This is a genomic window from Bilophila sp. T19-St14, assembly GCF_059728385.1.
Window position 1 is genome coordinate 1,959,494 of the sequence record NZ_BAAGFT010000001.1, and the last position, 19,384, is coordinate 1,978,877.

Annotated in this window: 13 protein-coding genes and 1 other RNA gene; 2 read left to right on the top strand and 12 right to left on the bottom strand. The window is 58.0% G+C overall.

What is annotated here, in order from left to right:
- Window positions 1-575 precede the first annotated feature (575 nt).
- The 10 genes from AC6I1V_RS08395 to glmU form a co-directional block, all read right to left on the bottom strand.
- Window positions 576-1,358: a prephenate dehydrogenase/arogenate dehydrogenase family protein gene (locus tag AC6I1V_RS08395; protein ID WP_486853504.1), complete on the bottom strand. Its 783-nt coding sequence runs from the start codon at window positions 1,356-1,358 to the stop codon at window positions 576-578.
- Window positions 1,355-2,680 (bottom strand): 3-phosphoshikimate 1-carboxyvinyltransferase, encoded by a 1,326-nt coding sequence (gene aroA, locus AC6I1V_RS08400; RefSeq protein WP_486853505.1) that lies wholly within the window; start codon window positions 2,678-2,680, stop codon window positions 1,355-1,357. Before aroA ends, AC6I1V_RS08395 begins: the two co-directional genes overlap by 4 nt.
- A 311-nt stretch (window positions 2,681-2,991) precedes the next feature.
- The gene (locus AC6I1V_RS08405; RefSeq protein WP_337431594.1) at window positions 2,992-4,242 is read right to left on the bottom strand and encodes an LL-diaminopimelate aminotransferase; all 1,251 of its coding nucleotides are present in this window, start codon (window positions 4,240-4,242) and stop codon (window positions 2,992-2,994) included.
- A 495-nt stretch (window positions 4,243-4,737) separates the two neighbouring features.
- Window positions 4,738-5,580 (bottom strand): diaminopimelate epimerase, encoded by an 843-nt coding sequence (dapF, locus tag AC6I1V_RS08410; protein ID WP_486853506.1) that lies wholly within the window; start codon window positions 5,578-5,580, stop codon window positions 4,738-4,740.
- 504 nt (window positions 5,581-6,084) lie between these two features.
- Window positions 6,085-8,274 carry a glutamine synthetase III family protein gene (locus AC6I1V_RS08415; protein ID WP_486853507.1) on the bottom strand — a complete coding sequence of 730 codons (2,190 nt, stop codon included), beginning with the start codon at window positions 8,272-8,274 and terminating at the stop codon, window positions 6,085-6,087.
- A gap of 617 nt (window positions 8,275-8,891) precedes the next feature.
- Window positions 8,892-10,451, bottom strand: coding sequence for a ribonuclease Y (rny, locus tag AC6I1V_RS08420; protein WP_302553640.1), 1,560 nt, complete (start codon window positions 10,449-10,451; stop codon window positions 8,892-8,894).
- Window positions 10,452-10,632: 181 nt separating this feature from the next.
- Window positions 10,633-10,815: non-coding RNA, 6S RNA (gene ssrS, locus AC6I1V_RS08425), on the bottom strand.
- 13 nt (window positions 10,816-10,828) lie between these two features.
- Complete coding sequence (gene zapA / locus AC6I1V_RS08430) at window positions 10,829-11,092, bottom strand: cell division protein ZapA (RefSeq protein WP_302553641.1); 264 nt, start codon at window positions 11,090-11,092, stop codon at window positions 10,829-10,831.
- A gap of 15 nt (window positions 11,093-11,107) precedes the next feature.
- Window positions 11,108-11,332, bottom strand: a complete 225-nt coding sequence (locus AC6I1V_RS08435; RefSeq protein WP_005028353.1) for a cell division protein ZapB — start codon at window positions 11,330-11,332, stop codon at window positions 11,108-11,110.
- A 292-nt stretch (window positions 11,333-11,624) separates the two neighbouring features.
- Window positions 11,625-13,001, bottom strand: coding sequence for a bifunctional UDP-N-acetylglucosamine diphosphorylase/glucosamine-1-phosphate N-acetyltransferase GlmU (gene glmU / locus AC6I1V_RS08440; RefSeq protein ID WP_486853509.1), 1,377 nt, complete (start codon window positions 12,999-13,001; stop codon window positions 11,625-11,627).
- A gap of 391 nt (window positions 13,002-13,392) precedes the next feature.
- Here glmU and queC point away from each other — a divergent pair, with 391 nt between their 5' ends.
- Both queC and queE read left to right on the top strand, forming a co-directional pair.
- A complete protein-coding gene (gene queC / locus AC6I1V_RS08445) occupies window positions 13,393-14,112 on the top strand; it encodes a 7-cyano-7-deazaguanine synthase QueC (protein ID WP_302553646.1) in 720 nt (239 codons plus the stop codon).
- An 882-nt stretch (window positions 14,113-14,994) separates the two neighbouring features.
- Complete coding sequence (queE, locus tag AC6I1V_RS08450; RefSeq protein WP_486853508.1) at window positions 14,995-15,636, top strand: 7-carboxy-7-deazaguanine synthase; 642 nt, start codon at window positions 14,995-14,997, stop codon at window positions 15,634-15,636.
- A gap of 976 nt (window positions 15,637-16,612) precedes the next feature.
- Here queE and AC6I1V_RS08455 read toward each other — a convergent pair.
- Complete coding sequence (locus tag AC6I1V_RS08455) at window positions 16,613-16,966, bottom strand: DMT family protein (RefSeq protein WP_302552888.1); 354 nt, start codon at window positions 16,964-16,966, stop codon at window positions 16,613-16,615.
- A gap of 446 nt (window positions 16,967-17,412) precedes the next feature.
- Window positions 17,413-19,350 carry an LTA synthase family protein gene (locus tag AC6I1V_RS08460; RefSeq protein ID WP_486854535.1) on the bottom strand — a complete coding sequence of 646 codons (1,938 nt, stop codon included), beginning with the start codon at window positions 19,348-19,350 and terminating at the stop codon, window positions 17,413-17,415.
- Window positions 19,351-19,384 lie beyond the last annotated feature (34 nt).

A 19,384-nucleotide genomic window follows, 5' to 3' on the forward strand; every position in this document is an offset into this window, starting at 1 on the left:
ACAGAGCCTTTTCTAAAAAATTCATTTTGAATTTCAGATAGTCGAAATTCGACTTCCATTGAAAACGTGAATCTCTCGAATTTTATTGGTTATTCCCTTGGAGTTTCGGGAAATAACGCATCAACCGTTTCCTATGGCACAGCTATTCCTAAAACCCAATCCGGCTTTCAGAAAATCGCTTTTCCATCCCGGTTCCCTTTCCCTAAAGGGGCACCAACCCTAGGACGTGTCGCCATTTGGAATATAATCATTTGAAACTATTGAAATAACATTTCTGCGACTCAAAAATAGTTTAATAATTTCAATATATTATATCTAATTGACGGCATAGCCTAGATTCTTTCAAAATCATACATGATTTCAATAAAATAAAAAACATTCAAAGGCCAATACGTTCCCTTCCCAATGATACGCCGGACAAAGATAAGCCTCCAAGCCTCCCCCAACCGGACAAGAGGGATTCGATAAAGCCAAAAGTCTTGGGAGGGAAAAGGGGGAGGTTTGGAGGGGGGAAGGGGAAGCCCTTCTCCAGAAGGGTTCCCCTTCCCCCCTCCAATTTTCCCCCCCCAGCCCCCCTAACGCGCTTCCCTCCACCACCACTGGGCGCGCTGAACCAGCACGTTGACATCACCGCCCGCGGCGACGTTGAGGAATGAACGATACTGGCGGATGGACTCCTGACTCATGGGGTTGGCTTCAAAAAGCCACTCGAACAAGGGGGCGTCCTCGGTAAGGAGCTTGCGCGAGGCCTCCAGACGCCGCCTGAAGGAAGGCGTTATGAAAGGCAACAACTCCTCGTGCTCGGCAAGCGTCGCAAAATACGCCAGACTGGAAATGAAGTTCAGCCCCTGAATCGACGCGGCGGCACTGTCATGGGCCTCGGCGGTCGAACGGAAGGCCGAGCACCCCATGTCTTTAAAAAGCCCCTCCACAAGGCCGATATGCGCCTCCGTCGCCGCAGCGCCCGGCGTAATGCAGACGCGGAGGTCGGACGGCTGCGGCTTTGGGCCGAAAAGCGGATGCGTGCCCACTACCGGCCCGGCGTAGGCCCGCTCCATTTGGCCCAAAGGCTGCATCTTGACGGAAGTGATGTCCGCAAGGATCTGCCGGCCGTCCAGATGCGGCACGAGATGCGGCAATACTTCAGCCATAGCCCCGGCGGGGATGCACAGGAAAACGGCGTCCGCACCGGGCAGGGCCTCGGCGAAAACCTCATCGGTCAGCGGCAGATCCACCCCCGCCACCGTATACCCCGCCGCGCTCCAGCGCGCGGACAGCAAAGCCCCCATCCGGCCCCGGCAGCCGACGATGACCAGACGCCGGGGCGTAAAACCACTTTCAGCCGTGTTGCCGCTCATGCCCGCACCTGTCCCCAGCATTCCCAAAAATTCGGGAACGATTTGCTCACGCAAGACGGATCGTCCAGCGTCAGACGCCCTCCCCGCAGCTCCAGCAGGGCCAAACTCATGGCGATACGGTGATCGCCGTGTGCCGAAAACGCAATGCCGTCAAGCGAATGCAGGCGCGACGCCAAAGCGGGATCGCCGTGTATGGTCAGGCCGTCGTCGTGCTCGTCGCACCGGACGCCCACCTTGGACAATTCCTGAGCCGGAACCGCGATGCGGTCGCACTCCTTGATGCGCAGGTGTGCCGCGTTCCAGAGGCGGGTCGGGCCTGAAGCGTGCGCCGCCACCACAGCCACCGTGGGAACCAGATCCGGGCAGCGGCTCATATCCGCCACCACGCCGCGCAGCTCCGAAGGGTGGACGGTCACCGCATCCGGCTCAATGTCGATCCGCGCGCCCATATCGCGGAGGATGTCCAGCATCACGCGATCGCCCTGCAACGAATCCGCCCGCAGCCCTTCAATGCGCACGGGGCGGGGCCCGATGGCTCCGGCGGCAAGCAGGTAGGACGCGCCCGACCAGTCGCCTTCCACGGCGTAGCGCCCGGCGCGGTACATGGCAGGAACCATACGGAAACGGACATTCTCCGGCTCGGCCTGCTCCAGCGTATGCCAATCAATGGTGCTCCACGCGCCGCCTTCCTTCCGTTCCACGGTAAACGGCACGCCGAAATTTTCCAGCGCCTGAAGGGTCAGGCCGACATAGGGCCAAGAAACGACCTTGCTGCCGCCGATATTGACGGTCAGGGGAGCACGCGCCAGCGGAGCCGCCAGCAGCACGCCCGAAAGGTACTGGCTCGACTCGTCCATGCCGATGCCCACTTCGCCGCCGTCCAGCCCGCGCGTTTTCAGGACAAAAGGCGGGAACCCCGGCTTCCCCTCGAAGGTGAAGGATACGCCGAGCGTCTCCAGAGCGGCGGTCAGTTCCCCAATGGGCCGTTCGTGCATGCGAGGCGCGCCGTGGATGCGGAAACGCCCCATCCCGGCGGCGAGCACGGCGGTCAGCAACCGGCAGGTCGTGCCGGATTCGTGCACGTCGCAGGACAGCGGATCCACCGAGCCGCCGTGCGGCTGCCCGCCCACGCCGGAAATCGCATATTCGCCCTCCCCGGTGCGGACGATGCCCGCCCCGGCCCCCTTGAGGATCGCCATCGTGCGTTCCAAATCCTTGCTTTCGAGCACGCGGCTCACCACGGAATCCCCCTGAGCGAGGGCCGCGCCCATAACCATGCGATGCGATACCGACTTCGACGCCGGGGCCTGTACTGTGATCATCACTCCAACCCGCTTGCTGCTGATGAAAAAACAAAAAGGGCCGCGAACACTCCGTTCGCGGCCCCCAATCAACGCTTGTCCTGACGCTACACCGTCAGACGCACGCCTCAACGCCGCTTCTGCCCCTAAAGTAATAGTAATAGCAAAGACCCCAGTTCATGGGGGCTTCACTCAGGGAAAGGGCGGCATTCAACGAAAACATCTGTCGGTTCCTTTGTGTAAAAAACGTGGGATTCACCCTAAGACCAACGCGGCGGGAATGTCAAGTTCCGGTTCCGCGACAGTGGGAAGCCCCCAGAGATTTCTTTTTCCTATATCTTCCACTCTGACCAGTGCCCGGCATCGGCGATGCGCCGCATGGCTTTTCGCGTGTTTTCATGGGAACCGAACGCCGTAAGTCGGAAATAGCCTTCACCGCTTGGGCCGAACCCCACGCCGGGAGTCCCCACTATACCGAAACGGCTCAAAAGCGCCTCAAAAAAACGCCACGAATCCATGCCGCCCGGCGTCTTCAGCCAGATGTACGGAGCGTTCACGCCGCCATAAACGTCCAGCCCCGCCGCCTCCAGCCCGCTGCGGATGGCCGAGGCGTTTTCCATGTAATAGCCCACATTGTCGCGCACATCCCGCCGCCCTTCGGGTGAATAGACGGCTTCGGCGGCGCGCTGCACGATGTAGGGGCAACCGTTGTACTTGGTCGTCTGGCGGCGGTTCCACAGCGGCTTGAGGGGCAGCATCCGGCCATCGGCGGCGCGCGCCTTTACGGTTTCGGGAACCACCACATACCCGCAGCGCAGCCCGGTAAACCCGGCGGGCTTGGAGAAACTGCGGAACTCCACGGCAACCTCTTTGGCTCCCTCCAACTCATAAATGCTGTGGGGAATGCCGTCTTCCCGAATATAGGCCTCATACGCCGCATCGAACAGGATAACGCACTGATTGCCGCGTGCGTAGTCAACCCAGCGTTGCAGCTCGGAACGGCTCAAGGCCGTGCCTGTGGGGTTGTTCGGCAGGCACAGGTAGATGACGTCGGGCCGCTTCGGAGGCAGGGCCGGGACAAAACCGTTTTCAGCCGAGCAGGGCAGATAGACGATGCCCGACCAAGCCCCCTTTCCATCAAATGTCCCGGCGCGGCCTCCCATCACATTGGAATCCACATACACCGGGTATACGGGGTCGGTCACGGCGATGACATTCCCGCGCCCGAACAATTCCTGAAAATTGCCGAGATCACACTTCGCCCCGTCGCTGACGAAAATGTCATCGGGATCGATCTCCACGCCGCGAGACGCGAAATCCCCTTGCGCGATGGCCTCGCGCAGGAAACGGTAACCTTGTTCCGGCCCGTAGCCGCGGAACCCCTCCGCGGTCGCCTGCTCATCCACGGCCTTATGCAGCGCCTTGATGACGGACGGCGGCAAAGGACGGGTCACGTCACCGATCCCAAGGCGGATAAGCTCCACTTCCGGGTGGTTTTCCTTAAACGCATTCACCTTGTGCGCGATATCGGCAAAAAGATAGCTGCCCGGCAGCTTGAGGTACTCATCGTTGATCTGTGCCATTTGGTATTCTCCTGAATAAACTAAAGGCTGTACCATAGGAAATGGTTGATGCTTTTTTCCTTGAAGTCCCGAAGGGATAAGCGGCAAGGCTCTGGCATAGTACATGGTTGCTTCGTTTTATCAATATACTGAAAATACATACTTTTTATCAAGTTTTCCCGCTGGTGGGCTCTGTGGTTGGGGAATTTTATTGGTTATTTCTTTGGAATGTTAAGGAAATAAAGCATCAACCGTTTTCTATGACACAGCCACCGACAAAAGGCATTAGCCACGGGTTCCGCCAAGGGGAAAACCGGATGAAAAGGCTTTCACCGCGCTGCGGAGATGCCCCCCCCCCGTGCTGTGACAGAGCCAAACGAAAAAACTTCCGTAAAGGACATCCCCGCCAAAGCCCCCGCCTCCCCCCAAAAAAACGAAAGCCTTTGGAGAAGGGCGGGGGGAGGTTTGGAGGGGGAGAAGCCTTTCTTCAGAAAGGTTCTTCCCCCTCCAAGGGCTCTAGCCCAGCCATTCCCCAGTAAACACCGTCACCGCGCCGCCGGTCATGAAGACATGGTTGGTGGCCTCATCCCATTCGATGTCGAGCTCACCGCCAAGGAGCTCCATGCGCACCTTGCGCTCGGTATTGCCGGTCAGTACGGCGGCGACCACGGACGCGCACGCCCCCGTGCCGCAGGCAAGGGTTTCGCCCGCGCCGCGTTCCCAAACCCGCATCTTCAAATGATGCCTGTCGACGACCTCCACGAACTCGGTGTTCGTGCGCCGGGGAAACAAGGGGTGATGCTCAAACTGCGGCCCGATGCCGGGCAAATCCAACTTGTCGATGCCGTGCATGAAAACGACGGCGTGCGGATTGCCCATCGAAACCGCCGTGACGTTCCAGACGCGGCCCTGTACCCGCAGAGGCCGGTTAATGAAATCCTCGCCGGGTTCGCTCACCGGGATATCCTTGGGGGCGAGGCGGGGTTCCCCCATATCCACCGTCACCGCTTCCACTTTTCCGCCGGAGACATGAAGCCGGAGCGTCAAAACGCCCGCCAGCGTCTCGATGCGGACCCGTTCCTTATCCGTATGCCCGTTGTCGTAGACGTACTTGCCTACGCAGCGGATGCCGTTGCCGCACATCTCGGCCTCCGAGCCGTCCGCATTGAACATCCGCATCCGAAAATCCGCCGCACCGGGATCGGAGGGAGGACAAATGAGAATGAGCCCGTCGCTGCCTACGCCAAAGTGCCGATCGCTGATGCGGCGGGCCAGCGCTTCCGGGCTTGGAATGGGCGCCTTGAGCGCATCCATATACACGTAATCGTTTCCGGCAGCCTGCATCTTGGTAAACCGCATTGTCTTTTCCCCTATCGTTGAAAACCGCCCCCAGCGCCGTTCCACAGAAAAAACGGGCGGGGCCTCCAACAGGCGCATAACGGGCGCCCTCCTCACCTCAACGGAACAACCATATGGAACAGTTTGAAATCGGAGCGCATCCCCCTTCGGCGGATGAACCTTTCCGGAAACCGAAGTCCGATATGTGACTTGCTTTTTTCGTCCAGTACGGGTATTCAAACCCTGTCCTGAAAATGTTTCAGGGTGGGAGTAGAGAGGCAGTCTTTTTCTTCGGAAAGAGGCTGCCTCTCTCGTTTCCGGCGGCTGGGCCGGAAAAAGGGAAGGCCTTCCCGGAAAGGCTTCCCTCTCTCCCGTTCCCTCCGGCAAAGCGACATACTGCACACGGAGCCGCCACCGGAGAACAGGGCGCCATACCCAAACAGGCCCCAGCGGGATATTTTCAGCAAGCGGCGGGACAGCCCTCCCGCCAGCCCCGGAAAGCGGAGAAGCGCCCTTCCCTGAAGCCTAGTGGAGCCACAGCAGTTCGGCGTAGCTCGGCAGCGGCCAGTCATGGCTGGAGCACAGGCATTCCAGCGCATCGGCATGGCTGCGGCACGCATTCATGGCCGGAAGCACGGTGTCACGGGCGTAGGCGGCGCGTGCCAGCGCCGTGCCGCCGAAATCGGCGTTGACGGCGGCTTCAAGGGTGTCCAGAGCGGACATCAGGCCGCACACCTGCTCGCGTACCCGTACAAAATACGCCTTTTCCTCCGCCGCATCGTCCACAAGGGCCGCTGCGGACGAAGCCGCTTTCGCCAAACGGGTCTGATACGCCAAGGCGACGGGCAGGATGCGGGTACGCCCAAGCTTCAATGCAGTATGCCCTTCGATTGATACGCTGTGCGTGTAGTTCTCCAGCAAAATTTCCTGCCGGGACAACATTTCCCTTGGGCTCAGGACGCCGTGGCGTTCAAAAACAGCCATCACATCCTTGTCGCTGTAGTGGGCAAGGGCCGCCACGGTGTCCTTGAGGTTCGGCAGCCCGCGCTTTTCAGCCTCGGCAAGCCACTCGTCGCTGTACCCGTTGCCGTCGAATACGATGGGCATGTGCTCGGCGAACAGCTTGGCGAGCAGGCCCTGAATGGCGGCGTTGAGCGGCGTCCCTTGGGCAAGCTCGGCTTCCAGCATGGAGGCGATGTCGTCCAGCGCGCAGGCCATAGCCGCATTCAGGGCAATATTTGCCGTGGCGATGTTTTGGGAGGAGCCGAGGGCGCGGAATTCAAACTTGTTGCCGGTGAACGCGAACGGGCTGGTCCGGTTGCGGTCGGACAGATCGCGCGGGATGTTCGGCAACACGGAAACGCCTATCTGGAGCGGTTCCGAGCAGCCTCCGGCGGCCTCTTTCCCGTAGGCGATGGCACGGATGATCGCGGAGAGGCTGTCCCCAAGATACACGGACAACACGGCGGGCGGCGCTTCGTTGGCGCCCAGGCGGTGATCGTTGCTGGCCCCGATGATGCCGAGGCGCAGGTTGATGCCGTGCTTGTGCACGGCGCGCAGGACGGCGGCGAGGAAGATGAGGAACTGGGCGTTCTTCATCGGGGTTTCGCCGGGATTCAGCAGGTTGTGGCCGTCGGAATCGCACAGCGACCAGTTGTTGTGCTTGCCCGATCCGTTGACGCCCGCGAACGGCTTTTCGTGCAGCAGGCAAACGTAGCCATGCCTCCGGGCCGTGCGGCGCATCACTTCCATCGTCAGCATGTTGTGGTCCGTGGCGATGTTCACATCCTCGTACACGGGAGCGATCTCAAACTGGCCGGGAGCCACTTCGTTGTGGCGGGTGTGCGCGGGGATGCCGAGCGCGAAAAGGCGCTGTTCCACATCCTGCATGTAGGCCAGAACCCGGCTGGGGATGCTGCCGAAGTAGTGATCCTCCATTTCCTGCCCCTTGGCGGGCTTTGCGCCGTAAAGGGTGCGCCCGCACATCATGAGGTCGGGCCGCTGGACATAGAGGCGCCGATCGACAAGGAAATATTCCTGCTCGGAACCCACCATCGCCTGAACGCCGGTAGCCGTCGTATTGCCGAGCAGACGGAGGATGCGCAGGGCCTGTGCGGAAACGGCCTCCACAGAGCGCATCAGCGGCGTTTTGCGGTCAAGGGCCTCACCCGTGTAGGAATAGAACACCGTGGGGATGTACAGCGTCTTGCGCCCGTACTCGTCGCCAAGCAGGAATACCGGCGAGGTAGGGTCCCACGCCGTGTAGCCGCGGGCCTCAAACGTCGAACGGATGCCGCCGGACGGGAAGGAAGAAGCGTCCGGCTCACCCTTGATGAGCATTTTCCCGGAAAACTCGCCGAACACCTGCCCGTCCGCCGTGGGAGACAGAAAGGCGTCGTGCTTTTCAGCGGTCAGCCCGGTCATGGGCTGGAACCAGTGGGTGTAATGCGTAGCGCCATGTTCGAGAGCCCAATCCTTCATGGCCCCGGCGATGATGTCGGCATCGGCAGGATCAAGCGGGGTGCGGTGGGTCATGGTCCGCATGAGGCGGTCATACACCTCGCGCGGGAGCCGTTGGCGCATGACGCGCGTGTTGAAGACATCGCAGCCATACCCGCTGGCAAGAGCCTTGCCCTGTTCCGAAGCCGGAAGGGGCGCGACAGGCTGGGCCGTGGAAATATGATCAAGGGCTGTTTCACGGACGGTGGAACTCATGAACTCACTCCTCGAATAAGGTTGATGCCCGGATAAAAGCAAAATCGGGGCCAACATCCTCAAAGTGCGGGCGGAATCCATGCCACTCAATCAATATACTGAAACTACAAGATTATTTTATACACATCCTGAAACAGGATTCCGTTTGCCCCTCCCTTAGAAAATGAGAAGCAAGGCGCTCATGAAAGATCCTACCTTTATGTAGAATTTATTTATTTCTTTGATTTCATAGATTTTTTATCCTAACCCCTTCCTCCCGTCCGCCAAAGCCCACTCCTTGAACGTCCAATCAAATGGAATTCCGTGGGGTTTTCACAAAAAAGACCTTTTTGTAGGAAATGCCCATCAATCTACATTTTTGTAGATTGATGCCATTGTGCCAGTGCAAAGCATGCCGCCTCTTCGGAGAGGCAACGCGCGGGCACAACCCGCCCGGCATACCAACCATAAAAGGAGAGGATGGAACCTTTTCGCCTAAGCCCTGTAAAAAGATTCCCTTTTACAGGGGTTAGGTGAAGAGGCCGCGCCATTTGGAGGCGGCTCCCGCCAATATCTTTGCGGCACAAAAAAAGGAGGGAACCGAAGTTCCCTCCCGTGAAAGGCATGATGGGCAATGGCTATTTCGCGTAGCCGACGGCCCGGCGCTCACGGATGACCGTAACGCGGATCTGTCCGGGATAGGTGAGGTTTTCCTCAATTTTTCCGGTAATGCCCTTACAGAGCATATACGTCTGATCGTCGTCCACGTTTTCGGAATTGACCATGACGCGGATTTCGCGCCCGGCTTGGATGGCGTACGCTTTGGATACGCCGTCGAATTCGGAGGCGATGTTTTCCAAGTCCTCAAGGCGCTTGACGTAGCTTTCCAAGAGTTCCTTGCGCGCGCCGGGACGGGCCCCGGAAAGGGAGTCCGCGGCCTGCACCAGCACGGCCAGCGCGGTTTCAGGACGCTGATCCTCATGGTGCGCGGCGATGGCGTGCAGGATTTCCTTGCTTTCGTTGTACTTTTTGGCGAGATCCGCACCGATGAGCGCGTGCGGGCCTTCGACCTCGTGGTCGACGGCCTTGCCGATGTCGTGCAGCAGGCCGGCACGCTTGGCTTTTTTGATGTCCATGCCGAGCTCGGCGGCCATCATGCCGCACAGGGCGGAAACTTCCAGCGAATGCTGGAGCACGTTCTGCGTGAAGCTGGTACGGTAGCGGAGCTGGCCCAGAAAGCGGACGAGTTCGGGATGGATGCCGTGTACGCCCGCGTCGAACGTGGCCTGTTCGCCCACTTCGCGGATCTGCACTTCAAGCTCCTGCTCGCATTTGTGGACAACATCCTCAATGCGGGCCGGATGGATGCGCCCGTCCTGAATGAGGCGCTCAAGGGCCATCTTGGCGACTTGGCGGCGCAGGGGGCTGTATGCGGACAGGATGACCGTTTCGGGGGTATCGTCGATGATGAGATCAACGCCGGTAGCCGCTTCCAAAGCGCGGATATTGCGCCCTTCGCGGCCGATGATGCGGCCTTTCATGTCTTCGCTGGGCAGGGTCACGGCGGTGACGGTATGTTCGCCCACATAATCGCCCGCATAGCGCTGGATGGAACAGGCGATGATTTCCTTCGCCTTGCGGTCTGCGGTTTCGCGGGCTTCGGCCTCAATGAGGCGCATCATCTTGGCGGCCTCGTGGCGGGTGCGGGACTCGATTTCCGCAAAAAGCCGCTGCCGGGCCTCCTCAGCGGTCAGGCCGGAGACTTCCTGCAGACGGTGTTCCTGCTCGTCGATGCGTTCGTTGAGCGTTTCCTCAAGCTCGGCAAGCTTCCGCTCCTTTTTGGCGAGATCTTTTTCGACGCTCAGGAGTTCGTGTTCTTTTTCGGTCGCTTTTTCAAGCTTTTCCTCAAGCCGCTCTCCCTGCTCCTGAAGCTTGCGGTCACGGGCCTTCAGCTCGCGCTCGCGTTCCTTGAACTCGTGCTCAAGTTCGCGCTTCTGGTTGAACAGCTCGTCCTGCCCCTGAAGGAGGATTTCCTTCTTCTGCGCCTGGGCTTCCTTGCGGGATTCTTCGACTATGCGGGTCGCCAACTCGGTAGCGTCGCCAATCCGCTTGGCATTGAGGTGCTTATTGAGATAAAAGCCTACGCCCCCGCTGACGCATATCGCCGCAAGGACGCTCAAGGCGGTAAAAAGTTCCATAAATCCCCTCCCTTTATAGTGTCGGGCCGAAGCCCGTTTATGCGATGTCACGAAGCTGCCGGCAAACAGCATCGTCCAGGACATGGGGAGGACATTCTGATGGGAAAAGAGGAAGACAACACGATCCGCACAATGGAAAAGACGGATCTGTATAAGCGGCGTCCCAGAACAGAACACCAGAAATGACCCCAGAGCGCCGTGTCAGAATACCGGTGCGGAACCTGGTCTCCCAGGGGGGTGCCTTGGACAGATCTTCAGACTTCCCGACACGTCGGGCATGCACACCAATCTCTCGCTCGGCTCCCAATTTCTTAAGCTTGTGAGGTCAGCACCAATAGGCGGATCACGAACGCTCCAGGGAACATTTTGCCAACAAATTAATCCGTTTTCTCTATAAGCTCCAGCAAGTTGGCGAGGCGGGTCTCCACTCCGTCAAGCTGCTGCTGTGTTTGCAACAAGTCGTCTGCAACTCCCAAAACCAGAAGCGTCAGCAGTTTTTCCCTGCCGAACTGCCCTCCTTGGTTTTTCAATCTCTCATACTGCTTCTCGACGAAGGCCTGAGCCCGCTCGACACGGGCGGAATCGGCATTCGTGCGGAAGGAAATGTCCATGCCGAGGACATTGAGCTGAAAGCTGTGCATACGGGTATCGGTCGGTTACGCTTCGGCCGTAAACTCGCGAATTGTCGAGAGCAACGTGTCGATGCGGCCGTTAATCTCTTCCTTGGTGTGCTGCTCCTGCTCCAAAGACTCCTTCAGAGTCTTGTTCTCCTCGTCGAGAGCGTTTACTTTTTCCTGCAAGGTCTTGTTTTCCTCGCGAAGGGTATCAATCTGGCCGAGAAGCTCAACCACGCGGGTTTCCAAGAGATCAAAAAGTTCCATGCGAAGACTCTACTCTTTTTGCCGTTTCATGGCAAGATTGAGGGTGAGAAGAAAAGGGTACGATACAGTTTTCGCAAAAGCGGCCGCTGTGCCGACGGCAGCGCCGGAGGCCGCCTTTTCGGGAATACGCGCATCAAATCCGTTTGTCATAATCCGGAGATGTTCTTTTAGTAACGGAATATCCACAGTTCTTCAAGACGCTGGAAGCCTTGTTCCCGCATTACCCGCCGAATGCAGCTCCCCTGAGCGGCATCTCCCGGCGCAATCCTCTGATATAACCCCTGAAACGCACCTATTTGCGGCGCATATTCGTCTGCTTTCCGCGCGCGACGGCCAGATTGCCGTCCGGCACGTCCTTCGTGATGACCGATCCCGCGCCCACGAGCGCCTCAGCGCCCACGGTGACCGGGGCCACCAACGCGGTGTTGCTGCCGATGAACGCGCGCTCGCCGATGACGGTTTTATGTTTATTCACGCCGTCATAGTTGCAGGTAATCGTCCCCGCCCCGATGTTCGCCCGCGCGCCGACCTCAGCATCCCCCAAATAGGTCAGGTGGTTGGCCTTGGCCCCTTCACAGAGGCGCGCCTTCTTCATCTCCACAAAATTGCCCATATGCGCGCCGCGTTCCATCACCGCACCGGGGCGGAGCCGCGCATACGGCCCCACGAGGCAGTCCGGCCCGACTTCGGCGTGATCCATGTGCGAGAAGGAATGCACCACCGTGCCGCTTTCCACGCGGCTGTCCCGGATCACGCAGTGCGATTCGATGACGACGCCTGAGGCGATGTGCGTATGCCCGTACAATTCACAGGGGCCGAACAGTTCCGCGCCCGGCTCCACGGTCACATACGGCCCCATGCGGATCATCTCCGGGCCGTGCATGACCACGCCGGCCGCCAGCCGTTCCCCCACGATGGCACGCCGCCGCAGTTCCTCGGATGCCGCCAGTTCCGCAGGGTTGTTGATTCCCAGCAAATTCGGGTCGCTGCCGCAGGACAGCCCGCGTACCGACATGCCTTCGGCTACGGCCATGCCCACAAGGTCGGTGATGTAATATTCGCCGCTCTTGTTCTCGTTGCCGAGCTTCGGGACAAGGGTTTCCACGGCTTCAAGGTTCAGCATGTAGATCCCGGCGTTGATCTCGCCGGTCGGCTCCCCGTGGACGGCGGCATCAAAATCCTTCGCTTCCACGATGGCACGCAACTCCCCGTTCTGGCGGACGATACGGCCATACGCGCCGGGGTTTTCCAGCGTCAGCGTCGCCACGGACACGTCCGCGCCTTCCGCGTAGAACATGAAATCGCGCAGCGTATCCGTCGTGATCAACGGGGTATCCCCGTTGACCACAAGCACTTTCCTCATGCCCGCCCGTTTCAGTTCCGGCAGGGCGACCATCAGGGCGTGCCCGGTGCCGAGCTGCTCCTTCTGCTCCACGAAACGCAGCTCGCGGCCAGCGAACGCCGCCCGCACCATATCCGCCTCATGCCCGATGACGGCCCATACCGCCTCTCCGAACAGGGGCCGCAAGGCTTCCGCCACATGCCCAAGCAGGGGTTCGCCCAAAATGGTGTGCAGCACCTTGGGCTTTTTGGAGTGCATACGGGTGCCTTTGCCCGCCGCAAGGATCAGGGCGCAGCAGGAAGAGGAAAACGCGCTGGAATCGGACATCATATCACCTCATGCGTATCTTTCGCTCCGGGACGCCCCGGCGCGGCATCGTCTCAAATGTTCCCGCCACGCGGACGGAGGGCGTCCATACGGCGGCATGGCCTTACAGTACGCTACAACTCATACGCTTTACAAGCTCCCGCTCCCTGCGTTAGAGCAAGTGGCCTTTGGAACATTCTGGAAGAATTGGGAAAGGAAACTTTTTCGAGAAAGGCGTTTCCCTCCCGAAAGCCTGCCAAAACGCGCCCCTCCCTTCCCCAAGCCATCCGCGTTTATCGCCCCCTGCCCGCAGCGTTTCCCTCAAAGCGGGCCCGTTTGGAAGGGCGCGCCGTTCAAAGGCCCTTTTTCCAACACCAAGCCAAGGCTCAACGACGCCTTTTCAGGACAGCATATGACCAGCAATACCGATTCTTCGGCCCTTGTCATTTTTTCCGGCGGGCAGGACTCCGCAACCTGCCTCGGATGGGCCCTCAACCGTTTTGAGCACGTCTTTACGGTCGGTTTCGACTACGGGCAGCGGCATCATGTGGAAATGGAATGCCGCCGGAACGTACTGGAGGCCGTCCGCTCGGACGCCTCCCTGCCCGCATCGTGGGCCGGCAGGCTCGGCGGGGATACCCTGCTCAGCCTTGGCCTGTTCAACCAGATCGGCGAGACGGCCATGACCAGCGATATGGAAATCGCATTCAATGAGCAGGGCATCCCCAATACGTTCGTGCCGGGCCGCAACCTCGTATTCCTCACCGCCGCCGCTGCGCTGGCGTGGCGCAAGGGCATCCGGCATCTGGTGATGGGCGTCTGCGAAACCGATTTCTCCGGCTATCCCGACTGCCGCGACGATACGATCAAAGCCATGCAGGTGGCGCTCAACCTCGGCATGGATGCCCGTTTCGTCGTGCATACCCCCCTGATGTGGCTGGACAAGGCCCGCACATGGACACTCGCCGAGCAGGAAGGCGGTGCGCCTTTTGTGGAGTGCGTCCGCACCGTGACGCACACCTGCTACATCGGGGATCGCGGCGAGCTGCACCCGTGGGGCTACGGCTGCGGCGAGTGCCCCGCCTGCAAGCTGCGCGAGCACGGGTGGAAAGGGTATGTGGAAGGGAAGTAAGTGAATCGAGGAAGTGAATCGGGGAGGGGAAGGGCACCCTTTTGAAAAAGGGGTGCCCTTCCCCTCCCCGAACCCCTCCCCTTCCCTCCTAAAACTTTTGTAATGGAGGCCGGGCGGATATGGCGCCCGTGCCTTTAATAAAGGCTGTGTTATAGAAAATGGTTGATGCTTTTTTCCTTGAGGCTCCAAAGGGATAACCGGCAAAACGCCTTATCGGTGGATCCAGCCAAGGGGAAAAACAGAGAAAAAGGCTGTATTTTTCACCGCACTGTGGAGATGAAACAACCATAAGCTATAACAGAGCCTTTAATAAAAGGCTGTGCCATAGGAAACGGTTGATGTTTTATTCCTTGAAACTCCAAAGAAATAACTGATACAATGCCCCAATCATGGGCTCATCAGAGGGAAAATCGAGAAAAAGCCACACTTTTAGTATAGTAAAAACAAAAACAATCATATTCTGTGACAGAGCCTAATAAAATTGGCTTTGTCACAGAATATGGTTGAAACATTTACAATATATTGAATACAGCGTTTTTTCATACCGCTTTCATTGAAAAACTCATAACTGGGGCGGTTCATTCATTCGCTGAATGGGATTTCAAGAAGCAAATATCAACCATTTACTATGATACCGTCATACAGTTAAGGGCCCTGCATAGCAGGCGGCTGTTTTATCTTCACAGCATGTTAAAAATACAGCCTTTTTTCCAGTTTCCCATTGGCGGAATCCACGGCTAAGACAGTTTATCGGTTATTCCTTTGGAACTTCAAAAAAGCATCAGCCGTTTTCTATGACACAGCCAAATAACATTGGTTCATGATTCATTTGCTTGAAATCGGCAATAAAAATACCATCTTCATATAACAAAGCAGGAAAACATGGCATATCGGGTCAAGGAAATCTTCTATACGTTACAAGGCGAGGGCGTACAGGCCGGGCGCCCGGCGGTATTTTGCCGCTTTTCCGGGTGCAACCTCTGGTCGGGCCGCCCCGAAGATCGGGGTACGGCGAAATGCCGGTTCTGCGACACGGATTTCGTCGGTGCGGACGCCGGGGTTTTCGCCACGGCTGAAGTGCTGGCGCAAACCATCGCCGCCACCTTTCCGGCACTTCCACCCCAAGCCTACGGCGGGCGCAAGCCCTACGTCGTGTTCACGGGCGGCGAACCGGCCTTACAGCTCACAAGTGAACTTATCGAACGTCTGCATGTGCTTGGTTTTGAGCTTGGCGTGGAGAGCAACGGCACCCTGCCCCTCCCCGATGGGCTGGACTGGATCACCGTCAGCCCCAAAGGTTCCAACCCGTTGGCTACGACTTCCGGCCATGAGCTGAAGCTTGTCTGGCCGCAGCAGGGGTGCTCGCCTGAAGATTTCGAGGAGTTGGATTTCCGGCATTTCCTGCTCCAGCCATGCGACGACCCGCGCAACAAGGCCAACACCCGTGAGTGCATCGCCTACTGTCTCCAGCATCCCCGCTGGAGCCTCGGTTTGCAGACCCACAAGTGGGTTGGAGTGAGATAGGGAATTGGAGGGGGAGGGAGGCCCTTTCTGGAGAAAGGGCCTCCCTCCCCCTCCAAGCCTCCCCCTCCCACCCCAAAGACTTTTGTATGCGGGCCTCAGCCTGATACCCCATGCAGGAACGGGCCGCCCCCGCCTCCGAAACGTAACCAGCCCTACAGCCTTATGATGCCCATGCAGGAATGGGCCGCACTTTTTCGGGCATCCCGCAGGCGCGGATGCGTTGCCGATGCCTCTGTAAGGCGGGTTATGCGAAAAGGAACCCACCGGCATAGCCGATGGTTCTTCATGTACACCTTAAGGCTCTGTTACCAGCAGCGCCCTAACAGGTGCATAGCGGATCTGGCATCGGCATTTCTGTTACTTGCGGCCCGTAAACGGGCTGTCCGGGTAGGGAAGGCAAAACTGCGTACCCAGTTTATCCTTCATTATGGCAAGAAATCGTGGCTGTACCATAAAACGGTTACTGTTTTTTCCCTTGAAGTTCCAAAGGAATAACCGGAAGGCTGTGTTTAAGTTTACGGTTGCTGATTTTTTCAATGAAAATCATGAATAGATAAAAGCTCGTTTCACGTCTGGTGATGTGGGCCTCTCTCATTTTTTGTTCATTACATGAAATCCAGTTTTGAAGAATTGTTGCGAGACCTCCAGATAATCTCCAAAGAGCTCTTCCTTTCCAGTTGGAATCTTGTATCAACCACAAACTTAAACACAGCCAACCGGAAAAATGCCTTGACCATGAATTCAGCTAAGGGGAAAACTGGAGAAAAAGGCTGTATTCTTCACTGTGTTGTGAAATAAAACAACCATATACTATGACAGAACCCAAATCGTTATGGTATTTTGTGCAGCCCAAGGTAGGCAAGGAAACCCTTTTTGCACCGCCCCATCAGCAAATCCCTTCAAAAGCTCAATGAAACCAATGTGGTGAGGCAGCATCAACCACATAAGTATAACAGGGCATTACGAAAAAAGGATGCTACCACTTTTTAAAAATAAAAAAGGCCGCGAGAATAATCAGGCTGAACCCGACAAAATGGTTCCAGCGGAGGGATTCGCCGAGATACAGGGTGGAAAAGAAGGCGAAAACGGACAGGGAAATGATTTCCTGAATGGCCTTGAGTTCCGCCGCGCTGAAATAGCCGTAGCCGACGCGGTTGGCGGGAACCTGCAACAGATATTCAAAAAACGCTATGCCCCAACTGATCACAATGGCGGCGAGCAGCGGCAGCGCCTTATAGCGCAGATGCCCGTACCACGCGAACGTCATGAACACATTGGAAAGAATCAATAAAACGATGGTCGCTACCGGAACCGGGACAGGGAGATTCATGCTGTCATTCCTCTTCACAAAAAGTTCCGGCACTGTACTCGCCCAATCGCCGTCATGCAATACTTCCCAGCCCTATTCCCACGCGTTACACCGAAACGCCTTGTTTTCAACCATCAACGATCCGGCCTTCCCTCTCGCACACATGGGGAAAGGCTTCCACGCTTTGAAAGGCATGGCCAAAAACCTTCAACACTATCCGGCTTCCACACGCACTCCTGCGCGGGACCTCACCGTCGAGTGCACTTTTCGTGAAGTCCCATGAATCCACACGCACACCTGCGCGGCACTTCAACCAACACCATACAACGGAACTCCCGACGCGCCGCCTCCCCACCAGTCGAAAGTTTTAGGGGGATGGGGGTGGGGTTTGGGGAGGGGGAAGGGGCCCTTTTCCAAAAGGGGCCCTTCCCCCTCCCCAATCTCCCTCACCTCTCCATTCCTCCCCCTCACTCCTCCTTCAAAAATTCCCGCCAGCGGGCGGAGTGCTGATAATAGCTGATGCCCTCGTCAAGCACCTGCTGTAACGAGGCGTCGGGGGCCTTTACCCTGTCCTGCGGCTTTGCGGCCGCGGCGGAACCGATCTGCCGCCCGTCACGGTAAAAATGCACCCCGCGGACGGGCCGCATGATCACCGTCTCGTTGCCTTTGACGTAGGCCAGCTTCTGATAATTGCTCAGGAACAGGCGGGACACATAGCCGGGATCGAGCGCATTCATGCCGTAGAATTGGCCCGTGTACTTGAAATGGAGCAGGGAAAGCAGCGTCGGCACGGCGTCGATCTGGCTGATCGGCTGATCGCGGCGCTCCGGCTTGATGAACTTCGGCGCGTGGATGATAAGCGGAATGTGATGGTTCCCCTGCTTGATCTCCTCGCGCCCGGAACTGCTCGCCCCGTGATCCGCCACAAACACGAACACTGTATCGTCAAACCACGGATGCTTGCGGGCCTCTTCCATGAACCTGCCGATGGAGTAATCCGCATACATGACCCCGCCGCTGCGTCCCGACTTGGATGGAATTGGAATCTTTCCATCGGGATAAGTGTATGGGCGGTGGTTTGAAGTCGTCAGCACGAAGTTGAAGAACGGCTTGCCCGCCGCATGGGAAGCGTCAGCCTCCTTGATCGCGCGGGCAAAAAGGTTCTCGTCGCACACGCCCCAGATATTCGAGAACGTGATCTCTTCCGGCTGCATCACCGTCCGATCCACCACAGTGAACCCGTTCCCGGCGAAATAGGCGTTCATGTTGTCGAAATAGCCGTAGCCGCCGTAAATCCATTTGGTGTCATACCCGCGCTCACGGAACACGCTCCAGATGCCGCGCAGGTTGTCGTTGCCCTGCAGCCTCACGATGGGCATGCCCGGCAGGGGCGGGCGCGCCAGCGTGAGCGCTTCGATGCCCCGGACGGTACGGGTTCCCGTCGAATAGACATGGCTGAAATAGAGCGACTCGGAAGCCAGCTTTTCCAGCTCCGGAGTCAGCTTTTTCCCATCATCGCGGAATTCGCTGAAAAATTCCGAACCCATGCTCTCCATGAGCACAATGATCACATTCGCCCGGATTTCCTTTTCATGCGGCGTCACCTCATAGGCCAGCGACGCGGGATCGCCCACCCGACGGGCATCCGAGGCCATCAAAGGGGCCAGCGTCGCCACGGTATCCGCATCAGGGCGCATCAGGTAAAAGTCGTTGTAGGAAAGCTCGTTGGAAAAGAACGCATGGAACAGGCTGTACAGCCCGTCCTTGGACAGCTCGGTGAGATACCGATCGCCGGTATCTTCAGATATATCCATAAAGTTGACCACATTGAGCGAGCACGCGCACAAGACGAGCAGGGCCGCGGCGGTAAAACGCATGGGGAGCCGCGGCGCGGTACGCGCCGTGGAAAGCCAGCGCCGGGCCAACAGCGTAATGACTCCCGCCGCCACGGTGATCCCGCCCAAAAACAAGGCTACGGGATAGGACTGCCTGATGTTCCCGATCACTTCATTCGTATAGACAAGATAATCCACCGCCACGAAATTGAAGCGGGAAGTGAATTCGTCCCAGAACAACAGCTCCGCGACTTCCTCAAACAAATTCCCCGCCGTGAACAGGAAGAAAAAGGCGATGGAAAGCCGCCTGTCCCACCGTCCGCCGTGCCGCTTCCGGGGCAGGATCAGCAGATACGCCAGCATGGGCAGGATTGAGAAAAGGCAGGAAACCATCGTCGTCCCCACCCAGACCGGGAAGGAAACCAGAAGGCCTTTCAGCGACAAATGCAGGTTGGAGGATTCCCGCAGGGCCAGTATGGAAAGTTCCATAAGCTCCGCGAAAAAGTATATGCCTATGAAGGGAAGCAGCCGCCGCACAAGGTAGCGGACGGCATCCAGAAACGCATGCATGATGGAGCCTCTCTTAAAGGAAAGTATCCTGTTC